At 72.2% G+C, this 23,513-nt stretch carries 27 protein-coding genes; 10 read left to right on the top strand and 17 right to left on the bottom strand.

Annotated elements, in window-relative coordinates; translation table 11 throughout:
* Positions 1 to 36: 36 nt before the first annotated feature.
* On the top strand, positions 37 to 1,287 hold the full coding sequence (locus tag OOJ98_RS31640) for a PP2C family protein-serine/threonine phosphatase (protein ID WP_267058538.1): 1,251 nt from the start codon (positions 37 to 39) through the stop codon (positions 1,285 to 1,287).
* A gap of 27 nt (positions 1,288 to 1,314) precedes the next feature.
* Here OOJ98_RS31640 and OOJ98_RS31635 read toward each other — a convergent pair whose 3' ends face one another.
* The 4 genes from OOJ98_RS31635 to OOJ98_RS31620 form a co-directional block, all read right to left on the bottom strand.
* Entirely contained in the window at positions 1,315 to 1,659 is a 345-nt protein-coding gene (locus OOJ98_RS31635; RefSeq protein WP_267058537.1) for a DUF2516 family protein, read from the bottom strand.
* Between the two features lie 171 nt (positions 1,660 to 1,830).
* Positions 1,831 to 2,457, bottom strand: a complete 627-nt coding sequence (locus tag OOJ98_RS31630; protein ID WP_267058536.1) for a hypothetical protein — start codon at positions 2,455 to 2,457, stop codon at positions 1,831 to 1,833.
* Positions 2,458 to 2,479: 22 nt separating this feature from the next.
* On the bottom strand, positions 2,480 to 2,917 hold the full coding sequence (locus OOJ98_RS31625) for a helix-turn-helix domain-containing protein (protein WP_267058535.1): 438 nt from the start codon (positions 2,915 to 2,917) through the stop codon (positions 2,480 to 2,482).
* Positions 2,918 to 3,051: 134 nt separating this feature from the next.
* The gene (locus OOJ98_RS31620; protein ID WP_267058534.1) at positions 3,052 to 4,020 is read right to left on the bottom strand and encodes an Lrp/AsnC family transcriptional regulator; all 969 of its coding nucleotides are present in this window, start codon (positions 4,018 to 4,020) and stop codon (positions 3,052 to 3,054) included.
* A gap of 116 nt (positions 4,021 to 4,136) precedes the next feature.
* Between OOJ98_RS31620 and OOJ98_RS31615 the strand changes: the two genes are divergently transcribed.
* Positions 4,137 to 5,654, top strand: a complete 1,518-nt coding sequence (locus tag OOJ98_RS31615) for an FAD-dependent monooxygenase (protein ID WP_267058533.1) — start codon at positions 4,137 to 4,139, stop codon at positions 5,652 to 5,654.
* Positions 5,655 to 5,695: 41 nt separating this feature from the next.
* On the opposite strand, the gene OOJ98_RS31610 is transcribed toward OOJ98_RS31615, so the two are convergent.
* Genes OOJ98_RS31610 through OOJ98_RS31600 form a run of 3 tightly spaced genes read right to left on the bottom strand, consistent with a single transcriptional unit; the run spans position 5,696 to position 8,598 of the window.
* The gene (locus OOJ98_RS31610) at positions 5,696 to 6,955 is read right to left on the bottom strand and encodes a GNAT family N-acetyltransferase (protein WP_267058532.1); all 1,260 of its coding nucleotides are present in this window, start codon (positions 6,953 to 6,955) and stop codon (positions 5,696 to 5,698) included.
* Between the two features lie 25 nt (positions 6,956 to 6,980).
* Positions 6,981 to 7,946: an asparaginase gene (locus tag OOJ98_RS31605; RefSeq protein ID WP_267058531.1), complete on the bottom strand. Its 966-nt coding sequence runs from the start codon at positions 7,944 to 7,946 to the stop codon at positions 6,981 to 6,983.
* 58 nt (positions 7,947 to 8,004) lie between these two features.
* Complete coding sequence (locus OOJ98_RS31600; RefSeq protein WP_267058530.1) at positions 8,005 to 8,598, bottom strand: ABC transporter substrate-binding protein; 594 nt, start codon at positions 8,596 to 8,598, stop codon at positions 8,005 to 8,007.
* 169 nt (positions 8,599 to 8,767) lie between these two features.
* On the opposite strand from OOJ98_RS31600, the gene dtd reads away from it, so the two are divergent.
* Complete coding sequence (gene dtd, locus OOJ98_RS31595) at positions 8,768 to 9,193, top strand: D-aminoacyl-tRNA deacylase (protein WP_267058529.1); 426 nt, start codon at positions 8,768 to 8,770, stop codon at positions 9,191 to 9,193.
* Positions 9,194 to 9,247: 54 nt separating this feature from the next.
* Here dtd and OOJ98_RS31590 read toward each other — a convergent pair whose 3' ends face one another.
* Genes OOJ98_RS31590 through OOJ98_RS31580 form a run of 3 tightly spaced genes read right to left on the bottom strand, consistent with a single transcriptional unit; the run spans position 9,248 to position 11,250 of the window.
* Entirely contained in the window at positions 9,248 to 10,213 is a 966-nt protein-coding gene (locus OOJ98_RS31590) for a folate-binding protein YgfZ (RefSeq protein WP_267058528.1), read from the bottom strand.
* A 10-nt stretch (positions 10,214 to 10,223) separates the two neighbouring features.
* Complete coding sequence (locus OOJ98_RS31585; protein ID WP_267058527.1) at positions 10,224 to 10,661, bottom strand: Fur family transcriptional regulator; 438 nt, start codon at positions 10,659 to 10,661, stop codon at positions 10,224 to 10,226.
* Positions 10,662 to 10,677: 16 nt separating this feature from the next.
* Entirely contained in the window at positions 10,678 to 11,250 is a 573-nt protein-coding gene (locus OOJ98_RS31580) for an FABP family protein (protein WP_100577809.1), read from the bottom strand.
* A gap of 351 nt (positions 11,251 to 11,601) precedes the next feature.
* Between OOJ98_RS31580 and OOJ98_RS31575 the strand changes: the two genes are divergently transcribed.
* The 3 genes from OOJ98_RS31575 to OOJ98_RS31565 all read left to right on the top strand — a co-directional run bounded on the left by OOJ98_RS31575 (position 11,602) and on the right by OOJ98_RS31565 (position 13,219).
* Entirely contained in the window at positions 11,602 to 12,468 is an 867-nt protein-coding gene (locus OOJ98_RS31575) for a helix-turn-helix transcriptional regulator (protein WP_267058526.1), read from the top strand.
* Positions 12,465 to 12,785: a DUF397 domain-containing protein gene (locus tag OOJ98_RS31570; protein WP_267058525.1), complete on the top strand. Its 321-nt coding sequence runs from the start codon at positions 12,465 to 12,467 to the stop codon at positions 12,783 to 12,785. Before OOJ98_RS31575 ends, OOJ98_RS31570 begins: the two co-directional genes overlap by 4 nt.
* A 68-nt stretch (positions 12,786 to 12,853) precedes the next feature.
* Positions 12,854 to 13,219, top strand: a complete 366-nt coding sequence (locus tag OOJ98_RS31565) for a DsrE family protein (RefSeq protein WP_267058524.1) — start codon at positions 12,854 to 12,856, stop codon at positions 13,217 to 13,219.
* An 18-nt stretch (positions 13,220 to 13,237) separates the two neighbouring features.
* Here the strand turns inward: OOJ98_RS31565 and OOJ98_RS31560 are convergent, their stop codons facing one another.
* The 7 genes from OOJ98_RS31560 to OOJ98_RS31530 all read right to left on the bottom strand — a co-directional run bounded on the left by OOJ98_RS31560 (position 13,238) and on the right by OOJ98_RS31530 (position 19,086).
* Positions 13,238 to 13,498, bottom strand: coding sequence for a DUF3099 domain-containing protein (locus OOJ98_RS31560; protein WP_267058523.1), 261 nt, complete (start codon positions 13,496 to 13,498; stop codon positions 13,238 to 13,240).
* A gap of 149 nt (positions 13,499 to 13,647) precedes the next feature.
* Positions 13,648 to 13,935, bottom strand: a complete 288-nt coding sequence (locus OOJ98_RS31555) for a DUF1416 domain-containing protein (protein ID WP_030362227.1) — start codon at positions 13,933 to 13,935, stop codon at positions 13,648 to 13,650.
* 51 nt (positions 13,936 to 13,986) lie between these two features.
* Positions 13,987 to 14,832 (bottom strand): sulfurtransferase, encoded by an 846-nt coding sequence (locus OOJ98_RS31550; protein WP_267058522.1) that lies wholly within the window; start codon positions 14,830 to 14,832, stop codon positions 13,987 to 13,989.
* Positions 14,833 to 15,777: 945 nt separating this feature from the next.
* Entirely contained in the window at positions 15,778 to 16,527 is a 750-nt protein-coding gene (locus OOJ98_RS31545) for a DUF2993 domain-containing protein (RefSeq protein WP_267058521.1), read from the bottom strand.
* 104 nt (positions 16,528 to 16,631) lie between these two features.
* Entirely contained in the window at positions 16,632 to 17,969 is a 1,338-nt protein-coding gene (locus tag OOJ98_RS31540) for a hypothetical protein (protein WP_267058520.1), read from the bottom strand.
* A gap of 10 nt (positions 17,970 to 17,979) precedes the next feature.
* Positions 17,980 to 18,234 (bottom strand): MoaD/ThiS family protein, encoded by a 255-nt coding sequence (locus OOJ98_RS31535; protein ID WP_100577815.1) that lies wholly within the window; start codon positions 18,232 to 18,234, stop codon positions 17,980 to 17,982.
* 33 nt (positions 18,235 to 18,267) lie between these two features.
* On the bottom strand, positions 18,268 to 19,086 hold the full coding sequence (locus OOJ98_RS31530) for an alpha/beta hydrolase (protein ID WP_267058519.1): 819 nt from the start codon (positions 19,084 to 19,086) through the stop codon (positions 18,268 to 18,270).
* Between the two features lie 243 nt (positions 19,087 to 19,329).
* On the opposite strand from OOJ98_RS31530, the gene OOJ98_RS31525 reads away from it, so the two are divergent.
* From OOJ98_RS31525 to OOJ98_RS31510, 4 genes are all read left to right on the top strand, one after another.
* A complete protein-coding gene (locus tag OOJ98_RS31525; RefSeq protein ID WP_267058518.1) occupies positions 19,330 to 20,094 on the top strand; it encodes a response regulator transcription factor in 765 nt (254 codons plus the stop codon).
* 100 nt (positions 20,095 to 20,194) lie between these two features.
* Entirely contained in the window at positions 20,195 to 21,217 is a 1,023-nt protein-coding gene (locus OOJ98_RS31520; RefSeq protein WP_267058517.1) for a LacI family DNA-binding transcriptional regulator, read from the top strand.
* Between the two features lie 120 nt (positions 21,218 to 21,337).
* Positions 21,338 to 22,639, top strand: coding sequence for a S1C family serine protease (locus OOJ98_RS31515; protein WP_267058516.1), 1,302 nt, complete (start codon positions 21,338 to 21,340; stop codon positions 22,637 to 22,639).
* A gap of 122 nt (positions 22,640 to 22,761) precedes the next feature.
* Entirely contained in the window at positions 22,762 to 23,493 is a 732-nt protein-coding gene (locus OOJ98_RS31510; RefSeq protein ID WP_267058515.1) for a response regulator transcription factor, read from the top strand.
* Positions 23,494 to 23,513 lie beyond the last annotated feature (20 nt).

The following is a 23,513-nucleotide window of genomic DNA, read 5'->3' as shown; positions in this document are numbered from 1 at the left end:
CGCCCTCGGGGGGAGGGAAGGAATCCGGAACCGACGATGCCCGCATCCCAGCACGTACCCGTACCGCACCAGCGAGCCGCCCCGGAGGCCCAGACGGGCAGCGCCGACAGCCCGCTCAACCTGCTGGTCATCGAGGACGACCCGGCGGGCACCTTCACCGTGCACGAACTCCTCGACGAGGCCGGCACCCGGGTCCGTATCCGCACCGCCCGCAACCTCACCGAGGCCGAGCGGCTGCTCACCGACGACATCCACTGCATACTCCTGGATCTGGCGCTGCCCGGCCGCGACCCCGACGACGAGCTGGCCGCCCTGCGCCACCTGCTCCGCCTCGCCCCGCGCCACGCCGTGCTCGCCCTCACCCCGTCCACGCACGCGGAGCGCGCGGCGGAGGCGGTCCGGGTCGGCGCGCAGGACTACCTCTTCCGGGACGAGCTGGACGGCAGGCTGCTGAGCCGCGCCATCCGGTACGCGGTGGAGCGCAAGCGCGCGGACACGGCCCAGTACAAGCTGGCCGAGTCGCGGCTGCGCGCGCAGGAGAACGCCCGCCTGGAGCGTGGGCTCCTGCCGACACCGCTGCTCGACGGCTCGGACCTGCACTTCGCGGCGCGCTACCGCCCCGGCCGCTCCCGCGCGCTGCTCGGCGGCGACTTCTACGACACGGTGCGCACGCCCGACGGAACGGTCCACGCGATGATCGGCGACGTCTGCGGCCACGGCCCGGACGAAGCGGCCCTCGGGGTCGAACTCCGCATCGCCTGGCGGGCGTTGACCCTGGCGGGGCTCTGCGGCGACGAGCTGCTCTCCACCCTCCAGGAGGTCCTGGAGCACGAGCGCGACAGCGAGGAGATATTCGCGACGCTGTGCACGGTCGACATCGCGCCCGACGGCCGCAGGGCCGGCCTCTGCCTGGCCGGCCACCCCTCGCCGCTGATCGCCCTGAACGGCCGCGCCCAGCTGCTCCCGTACGAGAACAGCGGCCCCGCCCTGGGCCTGCTGCCGCGTGCCCGCTGGCCGCGCCGCCAGGTCGAACTGGGCCGGGAATGGGGCCTGTTGATGTACACCGACGGCCTGATCGAGGGCCGCACCGGCGAGGGCAGCGGCCAGCGCCTCGGGCAGGACGGCATGCTGGAGATGATCAACGGTCAGCTGGCGTCCGGGCTGCGCGGCGACGCGCTGCTGGAAGCGGCGGTCACCCGGGCCCGCGACATGAACGGCGGCGAGCTGACGGACGACGTGGCGGTACTCCTCCTGGAACGCAAGCGCCCCGAGGCCCGGGAGGCCTGAGCCGCCCCGGGCGGGCTGCCCGGCGGTTCAGCGGCCGCCGTTGTACGGCCCGTACGGTCCGTCGCTGCTGGAGCCGCCGCCGCGGCGGCCGCCCCGGCCGCCACCGGAGACCTGCCGCAGCGCGGGACGCACGTCGACCATGAACACGATCGAGGCGACGAGCCCGGCGAGCTGCAGGAAGAGCATGGGCACGAACAGGTTCACCACGACGGTGATGCCGAGGATGACCAGCCAGAACGGCTTGGTCTTCTTGTCGGCCGCGCGGTAGGCGTCCTCGCGGGCCAGGGCGGCGAAGACCAGCGCCACCACGGCGATGACGAGCATCGCGAGATAGAGCAGCGAGGTGAGAAGGCTGAATCCCGTGAGCAACATGCCGTGCACCGCCTAGTGAGTCCTGCTGGATAACGGTCGGATCGTGGATGTGAAGAGCGTGGAGAGCGCCTCGCGGCCAAGGTACTAGGACAACGGGGCGAGCACCGAGAAGGTGCCCGCCCCGCAATCCGCCCTGCCGCTGGGCCGCTCCAGGGCTGTCCCGCTACTCCACTATTCCGCGGACTTGGGCGCGGCCTTCTTCGCCGTGGTCTTGCGCGGGGTGGCCTTCTTGGCGGGCGCGTCCGCGGCGACGGCGGGCTCCGCCGGCGACGGGACCGGGGCCGCGGCCGCGGCCGGGGTCACGTCCTTGACCAGGGGCTCGCGCGGCGCGGCCGGGGTCTCGCTCGTGGGCTCGACGGCGCCGGCGAGCTCGACGATCTCGTCGGCGGCCTCGCCGCGCCACTGCTTGAAGACGTCCTGGCCGTGCTCGGCGACGGAGTCGTAGCCCTCGCGCGCCTTGACGGCGTACTCGGCGAGGACGCCGACGCCGCGCAGTGCCAGGTCCTGGGCGTTCTCGCCCAGCTTCTTGAAGTCGCCGTCGATGGCGCCGAAGAAGTCGGTGGCGCGGGTCGTGACGGCGGCCTGGACCTCCTTGACGCGGGCGGCGGCCTTCTCCTGCACGGCCTTCGGGTCGGTGCGGCGCACGGCCTCGATGCGCTCGGGCGCCTCGGACTGGATCTTCTCGATCAGGGCCGGAACCTTCTTGGCCTGCTGCCCCGCGAGGTCCGCCGTACCGGCGAGGAAGTAGAGGGGGGTGGGGTCGGTGAGGGTCTTGCGCAGGTCATCGGTGATGGCCATGTCTGTCCTCCCGGATCAGTACTCAGTTGCTCGCTTGAGGGTGGTCGGCATCGCTGCCGCCGGCGGCGCCTTCGGTGCCCGTGTCCGTACCGGCGTCGGTGTCCGCGGCCGTGTCGAGCCCGTTCTCCTTGCGGAAGGACTCGTAGATCTGGAGCAGGACCTGCTTCTGACGCTCGTTGAGCGAGGGGTCGGCGAGGATGACGCTCCGCGTCTCCGCGGCCTCGGGCGACCTCTCGTCGAGGATCCCGGCCTGCACGTACAGCGTCTCGGCGGAGATCCGCAGCGCCTTCGCGAGCTGCTGCAGAATGTCCGCGCTCGGCTTGCGAAGGCCGCGCTCGATCTGACTCAGATACGGATTGGACACCCCGGCGGCATCGGCGAGCTGCCGCAGCGACAGCTGCGCGGTGCGCCGCTGCTCGCGCAGGTACTCGCCGAGATTGCCGACGTTGAGCGATGCCATGCCCCGAGAGTGCACCATCCCCGCTAACTTTTGCAAGCAGACGCTTGCAAAAGTGTGCCACGCCACGAAGCCCCGTCCCCGCTGCGGCCCGCCCGCGGGGACGCCGTGCGAGCCCGCGGCGCCCCGGCCCGCACCTACCGGTGATGGCCCGCCTGTTTGACCGTCTTGATCACCGGGGCCGTTTCGATGTGGGTGATGGCCGGGAGCGCGGCGATCCGGGTGGTCAGATAGCGGTACAGCTCCCGCTGGCCGGCGCAGAGCACGCTCGCGTACAGGTTGGTCCTGCCGGTCGTGGCGGCGGCGAACGCGACCTCCGGGTGCTCGGCCAGCGCCCGGCCGGTCTCCTCCAGGTGGGCCGGGGCGACCGAGAGCCACAGCAGGGTCCGGGTGGTCACGCCGAACATGCGCCAGTCGACGTCGAGGTCGAGGTAGAGCAGGCCGTGTTCGCGCAGCTCCCGCATCCGGCGCCGGACCGTCGTCGGCGACCAGCCCGTCGCCTCGGCCAGCTCATCCAACCCCGCCCGGCCGTCGGTGGCGAGCACGGCCAGGAGTCTGCGGTCGCCGTCGCCGAGCCGCACCGGGCCCTCCCTGTGCGGCAGCGCGGGCGGGGTCAGCCGCTCGATCGCCGCCGCGTCCAGTGAGCCGAGCTTGCCGATCAGGCTGTCCGGGCCGCCGTAGAAGGCGTGCAGCACGCAGTGCGCGGTGACGCCCTCCACGCGCGGGGTGCGCGGGAGTTTGGCGAGCAGGAGCTCCTCGCTGTCCGCCTCGGTCGCCGTGCGGACCACGGCGGTGAGTTCGGTGCCGCCCGAGCTGAGGCTCACCCACGACGTGTCGGGCCGCCGGGCCAGCGCCTCGGCGACCGCGAGCGACGCGGCGGGTGCGCAGCGCACCCGCAGCATCCAGGGGACGGAGCCGAGCACCTCCGGGGCGATGCCCCCGAGCACCCGGACCGCGCCGGCCGACCGGAGCCGGGCGTACCGGCGGGCGACGGTGCGATCCGACACCCCGAGAGCCTCGGCGATGGTGCTGAACGGAGCGCGGCCGTCGATCTGCAGGGCGTGCACGAGCCGCCGGTCGAGATCGTCGTAGTCGTCGGATTCCACCGGACCGAGGCTATCCGGTGTCAAGTCCCGGCGGAAACAGGTGAGTTGCTGGCCGCGGCCGACCGGCCGGCGCGAGCGTTGCCCTTGCCCCGATCGGGACGAACAGAGGAGAACCCATGGACACCCCGGGCACCCCGGGCACCCCGAACGCCCAGGACGCCGAAGGCACCCCCGCACCGATCGACGTCCTCGTCGTCGGCGCAGGCCCCACCGGCATGACGCTGGCCAATGAACTCCTGACCGCGGGGGCGTCCGCCGTCCTCGTCGACAAGCTGGCGCGGCGCAGCGAGTTGTCCAGGGCGGGCGGCGTGCAGTCGCGCACCCTGGAGGCTTTCGACCAACGCGGGCTTCTGGAACCGCTGTTGGCCACCGGCGACCATCCCACCGCCACGAGCCACTTCGCCGGCATCCCGCTCCCGGACGTTCCCGACCGGCACCGGCTGCCCTGGCGGTCCGTTCCGCAGGTGACGATCGAGGGCTTCCTCGAGCGCCATCTTTCCGCGCGCGGCCTGCGCGTCCGGCGCGACCGGGCCCTGGTGGGCCTCGCCCAGGACGACGACGGGGTCACCGCGGCCTTCGCCGACGGCGCCACCCTGCGCGCCCGGTACCTCGTCGCCGCAGACGGCGCCCACAGCACCGTACGGTCGCTGCTGGGCGCCGCGTTCCCCGGCGAGCCCGGCACGCTGACGATCGTCGCCGCCGATGTGCGGCTCGGCGGCGACGAACCCGCCGCGTCCCACACCTGGGCCGAGGGCGGGCACTGGGCGGCGCTGTTCCCGCTCGGCACCGACACCGAGGGCAGGCCGCTGCGCCGGCTGGTCCTGGGCGGGCCGGAGCAGTCGCTGCTGCCCCGGGAGACACCGGTCACCGAGGACGACGTACGCCGGGGCCTGCACACCGTGTTCGGCGCGCGCACGCACCTGGTCGAGCTGCGCTACGCCCGCCGCATCACCAACGCGTCGCGGCAGGCGGAGCAGTACCGGCACGGGCGGGTCTTCCTCGCCGGGGACGCCGCCCACGTGCACCTCCCGCTCGGGGCGCAGGGCATGAACACGGGCATCCAGGACGCGTTCAACCTGGGCTGGAAGCTCGGCGCGGCGGTGCGCGGCCGGGCCCCGGCCGGCCTGCTCGACACGTACCACGCGGAACGCCATCCGGCCGGGGCCGCGGTCCTGCGCAACGTGCGGGCGCAGAGCCTCCTCATGGACTGGGCCGGCACCCGCGACCCCGGGGTCGTCGCCACCCGCGCGATCTTCACCGATCTGGCCCAACTGCCGGACGTACGGCGCCATCTCGCCGACCTCATGTCCGGAATGGCCACGCGCTACCCGATGCCCGGCACCGAACTCCACCCGCTCATAGGCCTGCCCGTACCGGACCTGGACCTCGGCGCGGGCGGCCGGCTGCACCCGCTCCTGCGCTCGGGCCGCGGCATCCTGCTGGACGCGGACGGCAGGTACGCCAAGGCCGCCGCCCCCTGGTCGGACCGGGTGGACCACGTCGCCCCGGCCGAGGGATCCCACCGGGGTGCCGACGTCGAGCCGGTGCTCGTCCGCCCGGACGGATACGTGTGCTGGGCACCCCCCGCCGCCCTGGAGCCGACCCTCACCCACTGGTTCGGCCAACCCCACTGAGGCAGGGATTCAGCGCGCCGCCCCGCCCGAACCCGCCCCGCTCAGAACATGTCCGGGCACCATGGGCGGGCGTTCGTGCGGAACAGGGTGTCCAGGTGGGCCGCCGCGCCGGGCCGCTCCTCGGTGAGCCGGTCGAGCGCCAGCAGCCTCGTCGCCGATTGGTCGCCGAGGTAGAGGGAGGACAACTCCCTTATGTGCAGGGTGAGTTCGGCGGTGCGGGTAGTGGGGGTGCAGCTCGCGCCCGCGGGGTTCGCCTCCAGGAGGTAGCGGCCCCCCGCCGGGCCCGATTCGTCCTCGATCTCCAGGACGAGGGCGCCCTCGGCGGCGTACGTGCGTGCTTCCAGGGCCCGCACGACGTCGAGCAGCCGCAGCCACAGGAAGTCGGCGTGGGTCACGATCCCGGCGGCCCGCGGGTTCGGGAGGTAGTGCGGGAGCAGGTCGTCGGGGGCGCGGTAGCCGGTGCGCACGCGGCGGATCCAGTCGATGGAGCACAGGTAGTGCCACAGGGCGCGGTCGGCCTCGGGGGTCAGCCCGATCAGGCCCTGCACCGTCGCCGTGTTCTCGGACAGCTTGGCGTCGCTCCACCGGTCGTCGGCCGTGTACGCGACGAGGCCGGCCGGGTCGCCGTCGGTGGTGCGGTACACGGCGAAGAAGGGCTCGGTCCAGGGGCCGTCGCGGCGGGAGGCGCCGGTGGCCAGGTCCCACCAGCGCCGGTCACGGCTGATCGCGCCCGCCCGTGTTGGCCGGAACTGTTCGAACACCTCGGTGCCGATCTTCGCGGCGTCGGCCGGGCTCACCAGATCGATGCGGCCGCCGTCGGCCGGGCGGGACCACTTCGGGTCGAGCCCGGCGCGGGCCACGTCGATCTCCCACTCGGTGAGCCAGGTCGCGGGACCGAACCCGTACCGGCCGTAGATCGGGTACTCGGCGGCGATCAGCGTGGACGCCACCTCGCCGCGCTCCCGGGCCGCCGCGAGGTCGGCCGCCATCATGCGGGTGAGCAGGCCGCGCCTGCGGTGCGTGGGCGCGACGGTGACCGCGCTGACCGCGCTCACCGGCAGCGCGGCGCCGCCCGGCACGGTCAGCTCCTGCGCGAAGGACCGGTAGGTGGCCACGCACCGGCCGTCGTCGAAGCCCGCGAGCACCCGCCCGAGATCGCTGTTGGCGCGCAGGTCACGGGTGTACTGCTCGCTCACCACCGGCGGCCGCAGGAACCCCAGCTGCACCGCCTTGATCCAGTCGGCGAACTCGGCTTCGGTGACGGCGCGGACGTCGACGTCGGGCGCGGCGGGGGTGCTCATGGCGGTCACGCTAGGCGGGCCGCGCTCAGAATGTCGCGCGAATTTCGCCGACCTCTGCGGCCCCGCCGAACAGCGGCGCGCGGCCGATCCGGTCCACCACGGGAGCGTCCACCCCCATCAGCCGCAGCGCCCGCGCCAGGATCGGGCCGAGCGAGCGGATCGCGCCGTCGTCGACCTTGAAGGCGAGCGCGCGGCCGTCGGCGAAGGCCACCGCCTGCACGGCCTCGGCGCCCATCTTCGACAGCGTCCCCGGCACCTCGCGCATCAGCCAGGTGTCGGGCCGCCGCGTGCCGGCCACGTACTCGGGGTGGGCGCGCATCGCCTCCGCGACCCGGCCCTCGACCGAGCCCGGCTCCGCCGTCGCGAAGGTACGGAACGCGCGGGCGAGCCCGGTGAGACTGATCGCCATCAGCGGCGCCCCGCAGCCGTCGGTGCCGACCGAGGCGACCGGCTCGCCGGCCGCGGCCTCGACGCTCTCGTGGACCAGGCGCTGCAAAGGGTGCGCCGGGTCGAGGTAGCCGGCGAGGTCCCAGCCGTTCTGCTTGCAGGCCGCGAGCATCGCCGCGTGCTTGCCCGAGCAGTTCATCGTGAGCCGCTCGCGGACGTGGCCCGCGGCCAGGTACGTCTCGGCCTCCGCGGCGTCGAGCGGCAGGTCGGGCGGGGTCTGGAGGTCGTCCACGGTCAGGCCGTGCTCGGCGAGCATCTTGCGGACGAGGTCGAGGTGGAAGCCCTCGCCGGAGTGGCTGGCCGCGGCGATGGCCAGGCGCTCACCGGACAGGTCGAGCCCGGCGCGCAGCACGGCGGCGGCCTGCATCGGCTTGTTGGACGAGCGGGGGAAGACGGGCGCCGCCGGGTCGCCGAGCGAGAACTCGACGCTGCCGTCGGCCGCCAGCACTACCAGCGAGCCCCGGTGATGGCCCTCGACGAATCCGGAACGGACGACTTCGGCGAGGACCGGGGGTATCGGGGACGTCGAGGACACGGCGGTCATGGGGTGCGGCCTTCCGGACGGGAGCCCCGCCCCGGAGGGATCGCTTCCGGTCGGCGGGTCAGATGAGCAAATCGTCTACTTGTGCTTCCCCATCACGGTACCTGCGGGCGATCTCCGCGCTGCAATCGTCGGCGGTCCGCTGGACCTCCTTGCGGCGCCGCGAGACCTGCTGTTCGTAGCGGATCAGGCGCCCCGTCGCGGTGTGCAGCTCTTCGTCCGTACGGGCGGACAGGTCGGACAGCTCGACCTCCGCGTCCATCTCGGCGGCGAGGACCCGGTACTCCTCGTTGCGCGGCGCGGACAGCGTGACGTGGCGGGCCGACGCCCGGTGCGAGGACGGGGCGTCGGTGAGGATCTCGGCGAGCCGCTCCACGACCGGCGCCTGCGGCCCGGTGCGCCGGGCCAGCTCGGCCCGCAGGATGTCGATCCGGCCGTGCAGGAGCCGCCGTACGTAACTGAGGTCGGCCTCGTCGCTCTGCGACTGCCGGCGCACCGCGCGCAGCTCCGCGAGCCGGAGCGCGGCCAGGTCGTGGGCGCGCTGAGGCGGCAGGGCGCCGCCGGCCCACCGCACGGCGGGTCGTACGGCGGTACGCGGGCTGGTCCGGGTCAGCGATACGGGACCGGGCGACTGCCCGGCGCCTGGTGCATTCATGCGTCTTTCCGTCCCCTCGACCGGTGCATGGGGTCTCCCCCGGGCCCGAAGGGCGTGGGGGAAGCACCGCCTGTACGCATCGTGCCACTCCCGGTACGGCACGTGCAGGTGCACTGCACCCGTTCAGCCGCTCGGAATCCGGACGCACCGGTGGCATAAGTTGGGGCCCATGCGAGCGGTGGTGCAGAGGGTGGACGGCGCGAAGGTCGTCGTGGCGGGCGAGACGGTCGGGGAGATCATCGGCGAGGGGCTCTGCGTCCTGGTCGGGGTCACCCACGGTGACACTCCCGAGAAGGCGGCACAGCTCGCCCGCAAACTGTGGTCGGTGCGCATCCTGGAGGACGAGAAGTCCTGCTCGGACCTGGCCGCGCCGCTGCTGGTGATCTCGCAGTTCACGCTCTACGGAGACGCCCGCAAGGGCCGCCGCCCCACCTGGAACGCGGCCGCGCCCGGCGAGGTCGCGGAGCCCCTCGTCGACGAGGTGGTGGCTCAGCTGCGCGCCCTTGGCGCCCACGTGGAGACGGGCCGCTTCGGCGCGGACATGCGGGTGTCCCTCACCAACCACGGCCCGTTCACGCTGCAGATCGAGGTCTGAGCAGGGGTCGAGCAGAGATCCGAGCACCCGGCGACGAGGCCGGGCGCCCCGCCCCTACGGCTCGACCACGACCTCCTGGGCCGCCGCCGTGTTCCCCGCGAGCAGCGCCGCGTCGACCGGCACGTTCCGCTTCACCAGGGCCAGCGCGATCGGGCCCAGCTCGTGGTGGCGGGCCGACGTCGTGATGAAGCCGAGCTGACGCCCCTCGGCCCCGTCCGCCGCGAGCCGCACCGGCGTACCGGAACCGGGCAGCAGCACCTCGCTGCCGTCCAGGTGCAGAAAGACCAGGCGGCGCGGCGGCTTCCCCAGGTTGTGGACGCGCGCGACCGTCTCCTGGCCCCGGTAGCAGCCCTTCTGGAGGTGGACGGCCGGGCCGATCCAGCCCACCTCGTGCGGGATCGTCCGGTGGTCGGTCTCGAAGCCGAGCCGGGGCCGGTGCGCCTCGACCCGCAGCGCCTCGTACGCCAGGATCCCGACGAGCGGCCCCGCCTGCGCCGCGTACTCCTCCAGATCGGCGCGCGGCAGGAACAGATCACGGCCGTACGCCGTCTCGCGCACCGCCACGCCGTCCGGCACCTCGGCGATGGAGCCGGCCGGCAGGTGCACGACCGCGAACTCCTCGGTGCGGTCGGCCACTTCGACCCGGTAGAAGAACTTCATCGACTCCAGGTAGGCGATCAGCTCGCCCTGGGTGTCGGGCTCGACGTGGATCCACACCGTGGTGCCGTCGTCCACCAGGTACAGGGCGTGCTCGACGTGTCCGTTCGCGGACAGGATCAGTGCCTCGGTGGCCTGCCCGGCGGGCAGGTCGCTCACGTGCTGGGTGAGGAGCAGGTGCAGCCAGCTCAGCCGGTCGTCACCGGTGACCGTGAGGACCCCGCGGTGCGAGAGGTCGACGAGACCGGTGCCGCCGGCGAGCGCGCGCTGCTCACGGAACAGGTCGCCGTAGTGCGCCGCGACACCTTCGTCGCGCCCTTCGGCGGGGACGGCGCCGGCCTGGGACAGCAGAGGGCTCTTCATGCAGGCAAGCCTACGACTCGGCGCCCGAAGCCTTCTTGGCGCACTGCGCACAGCGACCGAAGATCGCGAAGTGCTTCATGTCCGTCTCGAAGCCGAAGGTGTCCCGCAGCTTCGCCGTGAAGTCGGCGGCCACGGACACGTCGGCCTCGATCACCTCGGTGCAGTCCCGGCAGACCAGGTGGATGTGGTGGTGCCGGTCGGCCAGGTGGTAGGTGGGGGCGCCGTGGCCCAGGTGCGCGTGCGAGACGAGACCCAGCTCCTCCAGGAGCTCCAGGGTCCGGTACACGGTGGAGATGTTCACGCCGCCCGCCGTCTTCCGCACCTGGGTGAGGATGTCGTCGGGCGTCGCGTGCTCCAGTACGTCCACGGCCTCCAGGACGAGCTGTCGCTGGGGCGTCAGGCGGTAGCCGCGCCTGCGGAGGTCGCTCTGCCAGTCGGTGGTCACCACGCCCCCAGCGTAAGACCTACTTGAAGAAGGCGATCCCGTCGTCCGGAAGATCACCGAGTCCGCGGGCCATGTCCGCGACCTCTTCCGGCGTGACGACCTTCTTGAGGTGCGCCGACATGTAGGGGCGCAGCTCGACCTCGGGGGTCGCCTTCTCGCCGACCCACATCAGGTCGCTCTTCACGTAGCCGTACAGCCGCTTGCCACCGGTGTACGGGCCGGAGGCGGCGGTGCGCGCCACGGCGTCCGTCACGAGGTCGATCTGCGGCTTCTGGTGGGCGAGCTCGCCGTACCAGATCTCGACGATGCCCTGGTCACGGACCATGACGACCTCGACCTTGCGGTCCTTGTCGATGCGCCAGTAGCCCGACTCGGACTCCAGCGGCTTCACCTTGTTGCCCTCGGCGTCCAGGATCCAGGAGTGCGAGACGTACTCCAGGAAGTCACGGCCGTCGTGGGAGAAGGTCACGGACTGCCCGAAGTTCGCCTTCTCGGCACCCGGGAAGTCGGTGACGCCGGCGCCCTCCCACGTACCGAGGAGGAAGACCAGGGGAACCAGGTCGGGGTGGAGGTCGGACGGAATCTCGATCATGAGGCTGCGATCTCTTCGTTAACGACGGAGGGGGGTCAGCGCTGGCCCTGGTACAGCTTCTTCACGGTCAGGCCGGCGAAGGCGAGGACGCCGACGCAGACCAGGACAAGGAGGGTGGAGAAAACAGCCTCAAGCACGGGGGGCTCCTCGCATGAGCGGTATAGGGCGGTCAGGGCCGCCCCCCAGCCTAATGGGTGGGGACGGCCCGCTCTCTGTGAGGTAGGCCGCCGGTGGCACGGGCGCGTGCCGGGGGTGGTCCGCCCCGGCCCCGTCACTCGTTGTACGCGTACGAGTGCGGGCTGTACGCACAGGATCCGTGACCGTCGAGGGCGCCGGGGCAATGGGGTGGGCATGAGCGAAGAAGCTGAGACGGAAGAGCCGGAGACGGGGACGGAGCCGGAGGAGGGGGAGGGGGCCGAGTCGGGTTCGGGCGTACCGCACATCTTCGGGCGGCAGCTGAAGCGGTTCCGGGTGCGGTCCGGCATGGATCGCGCCCAACTCGGCGTCCGCACCGGGTACTCGGCGTCGACGATCGCCTCGTACGAACAGGGCCGACGCATTCCATCGGGGCAGTTCATCACGCTGGTGGACCAGGTGCTCGGCGCGGATGGGGTGCTGGCCGAGCTGATCGAGGAGATGGAGAGGGCGCAGTATCCGGCGTTCTTCCAGGATGCGGCGGCGCTGGAGAAGAAGGCGGTTGAGTGGCATGTGTACGACACGCTCGTGATCAACGGCCTGTTGCAGACCGAGGACTATGCGCGGGCGGTGTTCGCCTCCTGGCGGCCCGTGCTGGACCACGAGACAATCGAACAGCGCGTGGCGGCACGACTTGTTCGACAGCAAATCTTCGCGCGGAAGCCAGTGCCCACCATCAGCTTCGTGATGGAGGAGTCAGTGCTGCGTAGGCGGCTGGGCGGATTGAGCGTCTGGCGGGGCCAGTTGGAGCAGATCCTGCTCGTTGGGCAGCGGCGTAATGTGGAGATGCAGGTCATGCCGAACAATCGCGAGGAGCATGCCGCGCTCTCCGGTCCGTTCACCTTGATCGAGACGGCGAAAGGACGGAGGATCGCCTACGTACCGGCGTACAAGGCCAGCCGCCTCTTCACCGACCGGCCGACGGTCAGGGAACTGGAGGACCAGTACGGGCTCTTGCGCGCCCAAGCGCTTACACCGCGCGAATCACTGGCCTTCGTAGAGCAGTTGCTGGGAGAGACATGAGCGTCGAAAAGTCGACCGAGCTGACGTGGTTCAAGAGCAGCTACAGCACGGGCCAGGGAGGCGAGTGCATCGAGATCGCCCTCACCTGGCGCAAGTCTAGCTACAGCAGCGGCGACGGCGGGCAGTGCGTCGAGGTCGCCCTCCCTTGGCGCGCGTCCAGTTACAGCAGTGGCGACGGCGGCGAATGCGTAGAGATCGCCGCCTGCCCCACCACCATCCACATCCGTGACTCCAAGCAGCCCCCCGCCACCGCCCCCACCCTCGCGGTCCCTGCCGCCGCCTGGGAGTCGTTCGTCGGGTTCGCCGCTCGGACGTGATCCCGACCGGTGCGCACAGCTGTCCCGCTGAGCGCACGCCCGTCATCGCTCGGCATACAGTTCCGCATATGCCCAACCAGAAGCTCGTGATCAAGGTGACCGCGGGGGCCGACGCGCCCGAGCGGTGTTCGCAGGCCTTCACCGTGGCGGCGGTGGCCGTCGCCAGCGGGGTGGAGGTGTCGCTGTGGCTGACCGGTGAGGCGTCCTGGTTCGCCCTGCCGGGGCGGGCCGCGGAGTTCGCCCTGCCGCACGCGGCGCCGCTGCCCGACCTCATCGAGTCGGTCCAGGCGGGCGGCCGGATCACGCTGTGCACGCAGTGCGCGACCCGCCGCGAGATCACGGAGGGGGACGTCCTGGAGGGCGTGCGCATCGCGGGGGCGCAGGTCTTCGTGCAGGAGATCATGGCGGACGGCGTGCAGGCGCTGGTGTACTGAGCCGCTTCCGGCCGGGGTTCAGCGGCGGCGCTTCTTGCCGTCCAGCTCGTCCCACCACTCGTCCGACTTCGGGTCGCCCGACGGGTCGTCCCACCAGCGGTCGTCGGGGCCGCGCCGGTTGGCGACCATCGCGGCGACCGGCGGGATGACCATGGCGACCACGCACATCGCGACGGCCGCGGGGACGGACCACAGGCGCACGAATCCCCAGGCGGACACGAAGAGCAGGATGCAGCCGCCCATCATCCAGAAATAGCCGCGCCGACGCCGGGCCAACATGAATCCAGCGTACGGCCAAGGGGCCCGGCCCGATACGCCGGAGCGGGCCCGGTCCCGCACGGCGCGGAGGGCCGCACCCCATCTCCAAGGCGTCCAACCCCGGGGTGCGGCCCTCCGGCCGGTACAGCGGTGGTGCGGTGTGCCGTCGGTCAGACGGCGATGGCGACCTCGGCGAGGCCACCGGTCTGGGCGACGACCGTACGGTCCGCGCTGCCGCCCGGCACCAGGGCGCGCACGGTCCACGTGCCCTCGGCCGCGTAGAAGCGGAACTGTCCGGTGGCCGAGGTCGGGACCTCGGCGGTGAACTCGCCGGTCGAGTCGAGCAGGCGCACGTAGCCGGTGACGGGCTCGCCGTCGCGGGTCACCTGGCCCTGGATCGTGGTCTCACCGGGCTTGATCGTCGAGGCGTCGGGGCCGCCGGCCTTCGCTCCACACATGGGTTCTTCCTTACGGTCTACGGTCTGGTGGGGTGTGCGGGCTGTGCGGAACTACTTGTTGGCGCCGAGCTCGATCGGCACGCCGACGAGGGAGCCGTACTCGGTCCACGAGCCGTCGTAGTTCTTGACGTTCTCCTGGCCGAGCAGCTCGTGCAGCACGAACCAGGTCAGGGCCGAGCGCTCACCGATGCGGCAGTACGCGATGGTGTCCTTCGCCAGGTCGACCTGCTCGGCCTCGTAGAGGGCCTTGAGCTCGTCGTCCGACTTGAAGGTGCCGTCGTCGTTGGCGTTCTTCGACCACGGGATGTTGCGGGCCGACGGGACGTGGCCCGGACGCTGCGACTGCTCCTGGGGGAGGTGGGCCGGGGCGAGCAGCTTGCCGGAGAACTCGTCGGGCGAGCGCACGTCGACGAGGTTCTTGGTGCCGATCGCGTCCACGACGTCGTCGCGGAAGGCGCGGATCGAGGCGTCCTGCGGCTTGGCCTTGTACTGCGTGGCCGGGCGGCTCGGGATCTGGTCGCCGTCGACGAGGTCGCGGGAGTCGAGCTCCCACTTCTTGCGGCCGCCGTCGAGGAGCTTGACGTCCTGGTGACCGTAGAGCTTGAAGTACCAGAAGGCGTACGACGCGAACCAGTTGTTGTTGCCGCCGTACAGGACGACGGTGGTGTCGTTGCCGATGCCCTTGCCGGAGAGGAGCTTCTCGAAGCCCTCCTGGTCGACGAAGTCGCGGCGGACCGGGTCCTGGAGGTCCTTGGTCCAGTCGATCCGGATCGCGTTCTTGATGTGGTTCTTCTCGTAGGCCGAGGTGTCCTCGTCGACCTCGACGATGGCGACCTTCGGGTCGTCGATGTGGGCCTCGACCCAGTCGGCGTCTACCAGGACGTCACTGCGGCTCATGTTCTTCTCCTCCGGGGCAGTCTGCGGGGGCGGCGATGCAGGGTGCGGGTACGCGTCACTGCGGCTCGCGTACGCGGCGCGGGGTGGGCCGGGGCGGCCTTCGGGCGGCCAAGTGGCCCGGGAAACGCGGGAGTTGAGCGTCCCGCTCAGAAGGGGCGACAGAGCATGGCGGCGACGCGGCACAGGTCTACTGCCCGCCGCTTCGTGAGGTCCGCCTGTCGCTTCATGCGTCCGATCGTAGGGACGCGTGAGGGGTGTGTCACCGGCGTGTCGCATGCTGAGACTCGATCATCCGCATGCTGATACGCATCCCGCTTCCAGGGGCTGTCCGTCTCCGCCGGGGGCGCCCCTCGCCCACCCCGCATCTACGGACCGGACACCCCTGTCTCACCATCCGGTCCCAGCCCCCCGAAAACCCCCTGGGCTCCGCCCCGGACCCCGGAGATCCGGCCCCACCCCGCCCCTTCCTGAAACCCTCCGGGGCCAAGAAAGACCTCCTGGGGACGCGCATGCCGCCCGGCACCGATCCCGCCAGGGGCGCGGGCACGGTCCGCAGCCGAAGGGGGGTTGCTGGGGCTAGTCCTCAATCGCCGGACAGGCTGGCTATGCCAGTACCGGGCGGCACCAGTGCCGCTGAGGGGCGCGGGGAACTGCGCGAGACGCGGGCACGGTCCGCAGACGAAAGCGGGGTTGCTGGGGCTCCGCCCCAGACCCCGTTCGCGCCTGAAGGGCGCTCGTCCTCAAACGCCGGACGGGCTGAGGTGGCCCGCACGGGCCGGGGGCGAGCAGCCGAACATGCTGAGGTGGCCGCAGGGGCCGGGGTCGAGCAGCCGAACAGCCTGAGGTGGCCGCATGGGCCGGGGTCGAGCAGCCGAACAGGCTGAAGAGGCCGAGACTCGGCACCCTGCCAAGGGCAGCCCACCCAGGGGCGCGGGGTGGTGGGGGTCAGCCCGCCAGGCGGACGTCCGTGCCCTTGCCCGAGAAGCGCAGCCCCGTCTCCGACGCCGTCACCTTGTCCAGCTTGATGCTCGACGGCATCCCCTCGATCTTGAGGTCGTAGTCGACCGCCTTGCGCAGCCGCTGGTCGAACCCCGGCACCGGCAGCTTCGGCAACGCCTCCGCGCGCAGCTGCACCGCCCCCGACCCGTTCAGCGCGACCGTGCTGTACGCCGACACCGTCCGCCCCTGGAGCAGCGCCTTGACCGCGGACGGCAGCGCCACGCCCTGGCCCTCCAGGAGGTCGGTGAGCGGGCCCGATACCTTCACCTGGCCCTTCGCGGCGCGCTCGGCGCCGGCGTAGCCCACCGTCGCCCCCTTGGGCGCCGCCTTCGACAGGTCCGCGTACGAGATGTTCGCCGCGCCCTCGCCGCGCCCCGCCACCACCGACGAGAAGCTGCTGTCGATCCGTACCGCGTACAGCTCGGCCGTCACCTCGGTGACGTTGACCGAGTGGCCGCCCGCCGTCGCCGTGACGCCGGAGAGCGACACGTCGACCTCGTCCAGCTCCTTGGCGAGGACCTGCGTCAGGAAGGGGAAGCCCTTGATGTCGACGTCGGGGGACGAGCTCAGCCGCTGACTGCTCTGGATCTTGTCGGCGGCCTTCGACTCGGCGATGTTCACCGCGATGCGGTCCACGGCGACGAAGATGCCCCCGAGGACGATCGCGATGATCAGAAGTATTCGCAGTGCGCGCATTGCCTACGTGTCCCCCGCCAGTCGGCCGCCGACTCTCGATGTCATCGTTGTCACGCTCGTCATGGATCTTCATCCATGACGAGCGCGAGCCTAGCTCCGGTTCCCTACGCCACGGCCCGCCCGATGAGATACAGCACAGGAACCGCCGCGGTGAGCGGCAGCGCCACACCCGCCGTCATGTGCACGAACCGGGACGGATAGTCGTACGAGGCCACCCGCAGCCCGATCAGCGCGCACGCGCCGGCCGCCAGGCCGAGCAGCGCGCCGGACGCGCCGATGCCGGTCAGGCCGCCGACCGCGATGCCGGCGCCCGCAGCCGCGAGCAGCGCCACCGCCACGGAGGCGGGCGCCGGCAGGGGCAGCGCACGGGCGAGCACGGCGACCGCGACGGCCGCGGCGCCGACCGAGACCGCGTGCGGCGGCGCGGCGAGGGCGCCGCCGGCCAGGATCGCGAGCGCCGCGGAGGCGACCGTCGCCATCAGGCCGTACATCCGCTCGTCGGGGTCGGCGTGCGAGCGGAGTTGCAGCACGAGCGTGAGCAGCACCCAGGCGCCGAGCGTGCCGAGGATCGCGGCGGGACCGTTCTCCCGGCCGAGCGCCAGCAGCGCGACGTCGGCGACGAGGCCGCCGGCGAAGGCGAGCGCGATGCCCTGCCGGGCCGGCCACATGCCGTTCAGGCGGAACCAGCCGGCCGCCGTCACGGCCTGGAGCAGGACCACCGGCACCACCAGGGCGTACGGGCCGACCGGTGCCGCGACGGCGAGGAGCAGGCCCAGCACGGCGGTCAGCGCGGCGGGCCGCATGCCGGGCGCGATGATCGGCGAGCGCCCCTCCGCGCGGGCCCGCTGGGCGTCGGTGATCCGCGCGTTGCCGACCGTGGTGGGCGGGTTGTACGCGGGCCCGGCGGCGCCCCCGGCCGGTGTTCCGGCGGATGCCTCGGCCAGGTACGGATTCGGGTTCGCCTGCGGGGCCGCAGGAGAGGCCGAGTGCGCGGCCGGGTTCGGCGTCGCCGCGGGCTCGTACAGCGGAGCCGCGGCCTGCGCCGACGCCATCGGCATCTCGGGCGGCAGCGGCACGGACGTCGTCCCGTACGGCTCACCCGAGCCGGACGCGGGCGTCCCGTACGGAGCCCCGCCGGGCGCGTCGTACTGCGCTCCCCCCTGCGGCGGCAGGTACGCCGTCTCCGGCGCGCCCTCCTGCCACGGCTGGGCGTGGCGCGGCCGGTAGGGGGCGGGCTCCGGCGGCCGGTGCTCGGCGGGCGGGATGGTGGGCTGGTACTGGGTGTCCCAGGTCTGGCCCTCCCAGGTCTGCGTGTACTGCTGCTGGTCCTGGTACGGCTCGTACGGGAACGGCGGCTGCGGCTCGGACGGCTGCGGCACGGGCTGCCCGTACTGGTCGTACGGGGGCTGCTGCTGATGGTGGTACGGGTACTGCTCGCTCATGACGTGGGGGTCACCCTCCTGCGAACGGCGGGAGCACCTCGACCGTGCCGCCCTCGGCAAGCCGTACGGTCTCATGCTTCCGCTTGCCGACGGGGTCACCGTCGACCAGGAACGAACACCGCTGGAGTACGCGCGTCAGCTCGCCGGGGTGCCGTTCGCGCACCGCGTCGAGCGCCTCGGCCAGCGTCCGGGCGGCGTACGGTTCCTCGGCGACGCCCGCCGCCGACTTGGCCGCGGCCCAGAAGCGGATGGTTCCCGCTGCCATGGTGGGGCTCCTTTCCTCGCCCTCCATGATGGGCTACGCGGCGGGCCGCGCGGCGATCAGCCAGTCGCCGATGCGCCCCAGGAGCGCGTCCCCGGCCGCGTTCTCGGCGTGGCCCATGCCCTCCTCCAGCCACAACTGCGCAGGTCCGGCCGCCGCCAGCATCAGCGGATGGTCGACCGGGAAGTACGGGTCGCGGTCGCCGTGCACGATGAGCAGCGGCGTGGGCGCGATCAGCGGGACCGCCTCGACGGGCGAGAGCGGCACCGGGTCCCAGTCCTTGGTGTGGATGCGGGTGGCGAAGCCGAGCCGGCTGACCAGGCGACCGGTACGCCGGGTCACCAGCCAGTGGACCCGGCGCATCGCGGGCGTGCCCCGGTAGTACCAGCGGGCGGGCGCGCTGACCGCCGCCACTGCTTCCGTGCGCCCCCGCCCGCTCCCCCGGTGGGTCGCGGCGTGCCGGAGGACCACCGAGCCGCCCATCGAGAAACCCACCGTCACCACCCGCTCGTACCCGAGTGATCTCGCCCACTCGACGGCCGCCGCGAGGTCGAGCACCTCGCGGTCGCCGACGGTCGAGCGTCCGCCGGACTTTCCGTGCCCGCGGAAGGAGAAGGTGATCACGGCCGCGTACTGGGCGAAGACCCCCGCCGCCCGGCGTACGGCGGGCTTCGTGGCTGCTCCGGTGAAGCCGTGCGCGACCACGATCGCGGTGTCCGCCGGCCCCTTCGCGCAGGGGTCGTGAACCGCCTCGATCCGGACACCGTCGGCGGTACGCAGGGTGGCGCGCCGGGGGCCCGGAGTGATCGAGGAAACATCCGGAGTGTGAAATCGGCCCTCTGTCTCGCCCTTCATGTGGGCTATTCTCCAGGGCAGAGGATCCGGGCAACGTAGCCCCCGGGTCCTTTTGTGTTTTCCCGTCGTTGTTACGGACGGGTGAACAAACGCTCACGAAAGGGCCCGCGCCGCGGGCCCCGGCCGGACCGTACGAAGCAGTGCCGCAACACCCCCGAGCTCTCACCGAGCAGGAGGAAACGACGTCATGGGCCAGCGAACCGGACACGATACGAAGCGGACCATCCGGGTAGGAGGAGAGCGATGAGCTCCCTACTGCTCCTGACCAATGCCCTCCAGCCGTCGGCGGAGGTGCTCCCCGCCCTCGGCCTGCTCCTGCACAGCGTGCGCGTGGCGCCCGCCGAGGGCCCCGCCCTCGTCGACACCCCCGGCGCCGACGTCATCCTGATCGACGGCCGCCGCGATCTGCCGCACGTGCGGTCGCTCTGCCAGCTCCTGCGCTCCACCGGCCCCGGCTGTCCGCTGGTCCTGGTCGTGACCGAGGGCGGCCTGGCCGCCGTCACCGCGGACTGGGGCATCGACGACGTGCTGCTGGACACCGCGGGCCCGGCCGAGGTCGAGGCCCGGCTGCGGCTCGCCACCGGCCGCGCGCAGGCCGTCTCCGACGACTCCCCGATGGAGATCCGCAACGGCGACCTCTCGGTCGACGAGGCGACGTACAGCGCCAAGCTGAAGGGCCGGGTCCTCGACCTGACCTTCAAGGAGTTCGAGCTCCTGAAGTACCTCGCCCAGCACCCGGGCCGCGTCTTCACCCGCGCCCAGCTGCTCCAGGAGGTGTGGGGCTACGACTACTTCGGCGGCACCCGCACGGTCGACGTCCACGTACGGCGGCTGCGGGCCAAGCTCGGGCCCGAGCACGAGTCCCTGATCGGCACCGTACGCAACGTCGGCTACCGCTTCGTGACGCCCGAGAAGCCCGAGCGTTCCAAGGAGGACGCCAAGGCGAAGGCGGTCGTGGACGCGGCGACCGCCGAGACGAAGGAAGCGGCGGCCCGCTCCCAGCGGTAGGCCCCGGCCGGCCTCTGGGCCATGCGGGTACATCACGCATGGGGCACGACCTGCGATATGCCCTGCCCAGAGGCAGGTCACCCCGCGTAGACTGCCGCGCGTGGCCAAGGTGACGCGGGACGACGTGGCACGACTTGCGGGTACTTCGACCGCCGTCGTCAGCTATGTCATCAACAACGGACCCCGGCCGGTCGCCCCGGCCACGCGCGAGCGTGTCCTCGCCGCGATCAAGGAACTGGGGTACCGGCCCGACCGGGTGGCCCAGGCGATGGCGTCGCGGCGCACCGATCTCATAGGAATGATCGTCCCGGACGCGCGCCAGCCGTTCTTCGCGGAGATGGCGCACGCCGTCGAACAGGCGGCGTCCGAGCGCGGAAAAATGGTCCTGGTCGGCAACTCCGACTACGTCGACGACCGTGAGGTCCACTATCTTCGGGCCTTCCTCGGCATGCGGGTCTCCGGGCTCATCCTGGTCAGCCAGGGCATGAGCGAGCGCGCGGCCTCCGAGATCGAGGCCTGGGACGCCCGCGTGGTGCTGCTGCACGAGCGGCCCGAGGCCATCGACGACGTCGCGGTGGTGACCGACGACATCGGCGGCGCCCAGCTCGCCACCCGCCACCTCCTGGAGCACGGCCATGCGTACGTGGCCTGCATCGGCGGCGTGGAGAACACCCCGTCCGTCGGCGACCCGGTCGCCGACCACGTCGAGGGATGGCGGCGGGCCATGCTCGAATCCGGGCGCTCCATCGAGGGCCGGCTCATCGAGGCCCCGTACAACCGGTACGACGCCTACGAGGTCGCCCTCGGGGTGCTGGCCAGGCCCGACCGGCCGACGGCCATCTTCTGCGCCACCGACGACCAGGCGATCGGCGTGCTGCGGGCCGCCCGCGAGCTGCGCATCGACGTGCCGGGCGAGCTGGCCGTGGCCGGCTTCGACGACGTCAAGGAAGCGGCCCTGACCGACCCGCCGCTGACCACGATCGCCTCCGACCGGCCGGCGATGGCGCGGGCCGCGGTGGACCTGGTCCTCGACGACGGGCTGCGGGTCGCGGGCTCGCGCCGCGAACGCCTCAAGCAGTTCCCCTCGCGGCTCGTCGTGCGCCGGTCCTGCGGCTGCGGCTGACCCGCCGGAGTCGTCGTGCCGGACGCCGCGAGGCGTCTTTATTTCGGGCAAACGAGGTTCTGCCGGGCTTCTTACCCCGTCCTCAGGCTGCTCTCATCAACGGTGGCGAAGGTCATAGACATGACCGAGAGCCCCCGCCACAGCGGCGAGTACCCCGAGCAGCAGCCGATCCACTCTGACGAGTCCTGGCAGCGAGCCAAGGACGACGCCCGGCGAGAGGCCGAGGCCCACGCGGCCGCCTATCCCCCGCCTCCCCCCTACCAGCCGGCCACCCCGCCCGCCCCGGCGGCCACGGGCCCCGGCACCACCGGATGGCCGGGCGCCCAGGCCGAGCCCGCGACCGGTGCCTTCCACGACGGCGGTCACGGCGGCGGATACGGCGGCGGTCACGGCGGCGCCCACCTCGCCGGCGGGGAGGCGGACGCCCCGAAGCCGCGCCGCGCCAAGCGTTCGGTCGGCCTCGTCGCCGCCGTCGCCATCATCGCCGCGGCGATAGGCGGCGGCACCGCGAGCCTCGTCGAGCACTACGTCGGCAGCGACACCGCCTCCGTCAGCTCCGGGGTGAGCGGCACCAACGCCTCCAACAGCACCAACGGCACGGTCTCCGGCGTCGCGAAGGCCGTCATGCCGAGCATCGTCGAGATCAACGCGACGTCGGGCTCGGGCGAGTCGACCGGCGCGGGCGTGATCGTCACCGCCGACGGCCAGATCATCACCAACAACCACGTCATCTCGGGCTCGACCTCCGTCAAGGTGAAGCTCAGCAACGGCAAGAGCTACACCGCGAAGGTCGTCGGCACCGACCCCGACAAGGACCTCGCGCTGATCAAGCTGAACGGTGCGAGCGGCCTGAAGCCCGCGTCCCTCGGCGACTCCAGCAAGATCGCCGTGGGCGACCAGGTCGTCGCCATCGGCTCCCCCGAGGGCCTCACCGGCACCGTCACCTCCGGCATCGTCTCCGCGCTCGACCGCGACGTCACCGTCGCCAAGGAGCAGGGCGACCAGGGCCAGGGCCAAGGACAGGGCCAAGGACAAGGGCAGGGACAGGGGCGCGGCAGTGGCGGAGGCGGCTGGCCGTTCGAGTTCGGCGGGCAGCAGTTCAACGGCGACACCGGCTCGTCGAAGACCACGTACAAGGCGCTCCAGACCGACGCCTCGCTCAACCCGGGCAACTCCGGCGGCGCGCTCATCGACATGAACGGCAACATCATCGGCATCAACTCCGCGATGTACTCGCCCAGTTCGAGCAGCGCGAGCGGTTCGTCGGCCGGCAGCGTCGGGCTCGGCTTCGCCATCCCGGTCAACACCGTCAAGTCCGACCTCGCCAGCCTGCGCAGCGGCGGCAGCGGCGGCGCCGACACCGGCGGCAGCGCCAACCAGGGCGGCGACAGCTCGGGCGGCGCCTTCAGCGGCAGCTACTGACCGGCAGTCACCGACACCGATGACACCGCACGGCGCGGGACCGCGAGCCGTCCCGCGCCGCACCGTCCGCGTGCGAGGCTGAGGGTCCGAGCCGGCAGAGAGACAGAAGAAGGAACCCGCTCATGAGCCCCGCCGAGGACGAACCGCAGCGCATTCTGATCGTCGACGACGAACCCGCCGTCCGCGAGGCGCTGCAGCGCAGTCTCGCCTTCGAGGGATACGGCACCGAGGTCGCCGTCGACGGCCTCGACGCCCTCACCAAGGCGGAGGCCTACCGGCCCGAGCTGATCGTCCTGGACATCCAGATGCCGAGGATGGACGGTCTCACCGCGGCCCGCCGGCTGCGCGCGGCCGGCTCCACCACGCCCATCCTCATGCTGACCGCGCGCGACACGGTCGGCGACCGCGTCACCGGGCTCGACGCGGGCGCCGACGACTACCTGGTCAAGCCCTTCGAACTCGACGAACTCTTCGCCCGCATCCGGGCGTTGCTGCGCCGCAGCTCGTACGCGGCCGACGCGGGGGCCGCCGGCCAGGACACCGGGAACGTGCTGACCTTCGCCGACCTGAGGATGGACCTGTCCACGCGTGAGGTCACCCGCGGCAACCGGCTCGTGGAGCTGACCCGCACCGAGTTCACGCTCCTGGAGATGTTCCTCGCCCACCCCCGCCAGGTCCTCACCCGCGAGCAGATCCTCAAGGCGGTGTGGGGCTTCGACTTCGAGCCCTCCTCCAACTCCCTCGACGTGTACGTCATGTACCTGCGGCGCAAGACCGAGGCGGGCGGCGAGCCGCGGCTCGTGCACACGGTGCGGGGCGTGGGGTACGCGCTCCGGCCGGGCGGCGCGGAGTGAACCGACTGGTCCGCCGCTAC

It is taken from the genome of Streptomyces sp. NBC_00083 (genome assembly GCF_026343295.1).
Classification (GTDB): domain Bacteria; phylum Actinomycetota; class Actinomycetes; order Streptomycetales; family Streptomycetaceae; genus Streptomyces.
This window is presented reverse-complemented; position numbering and strand designations above follow the sequence as displayed.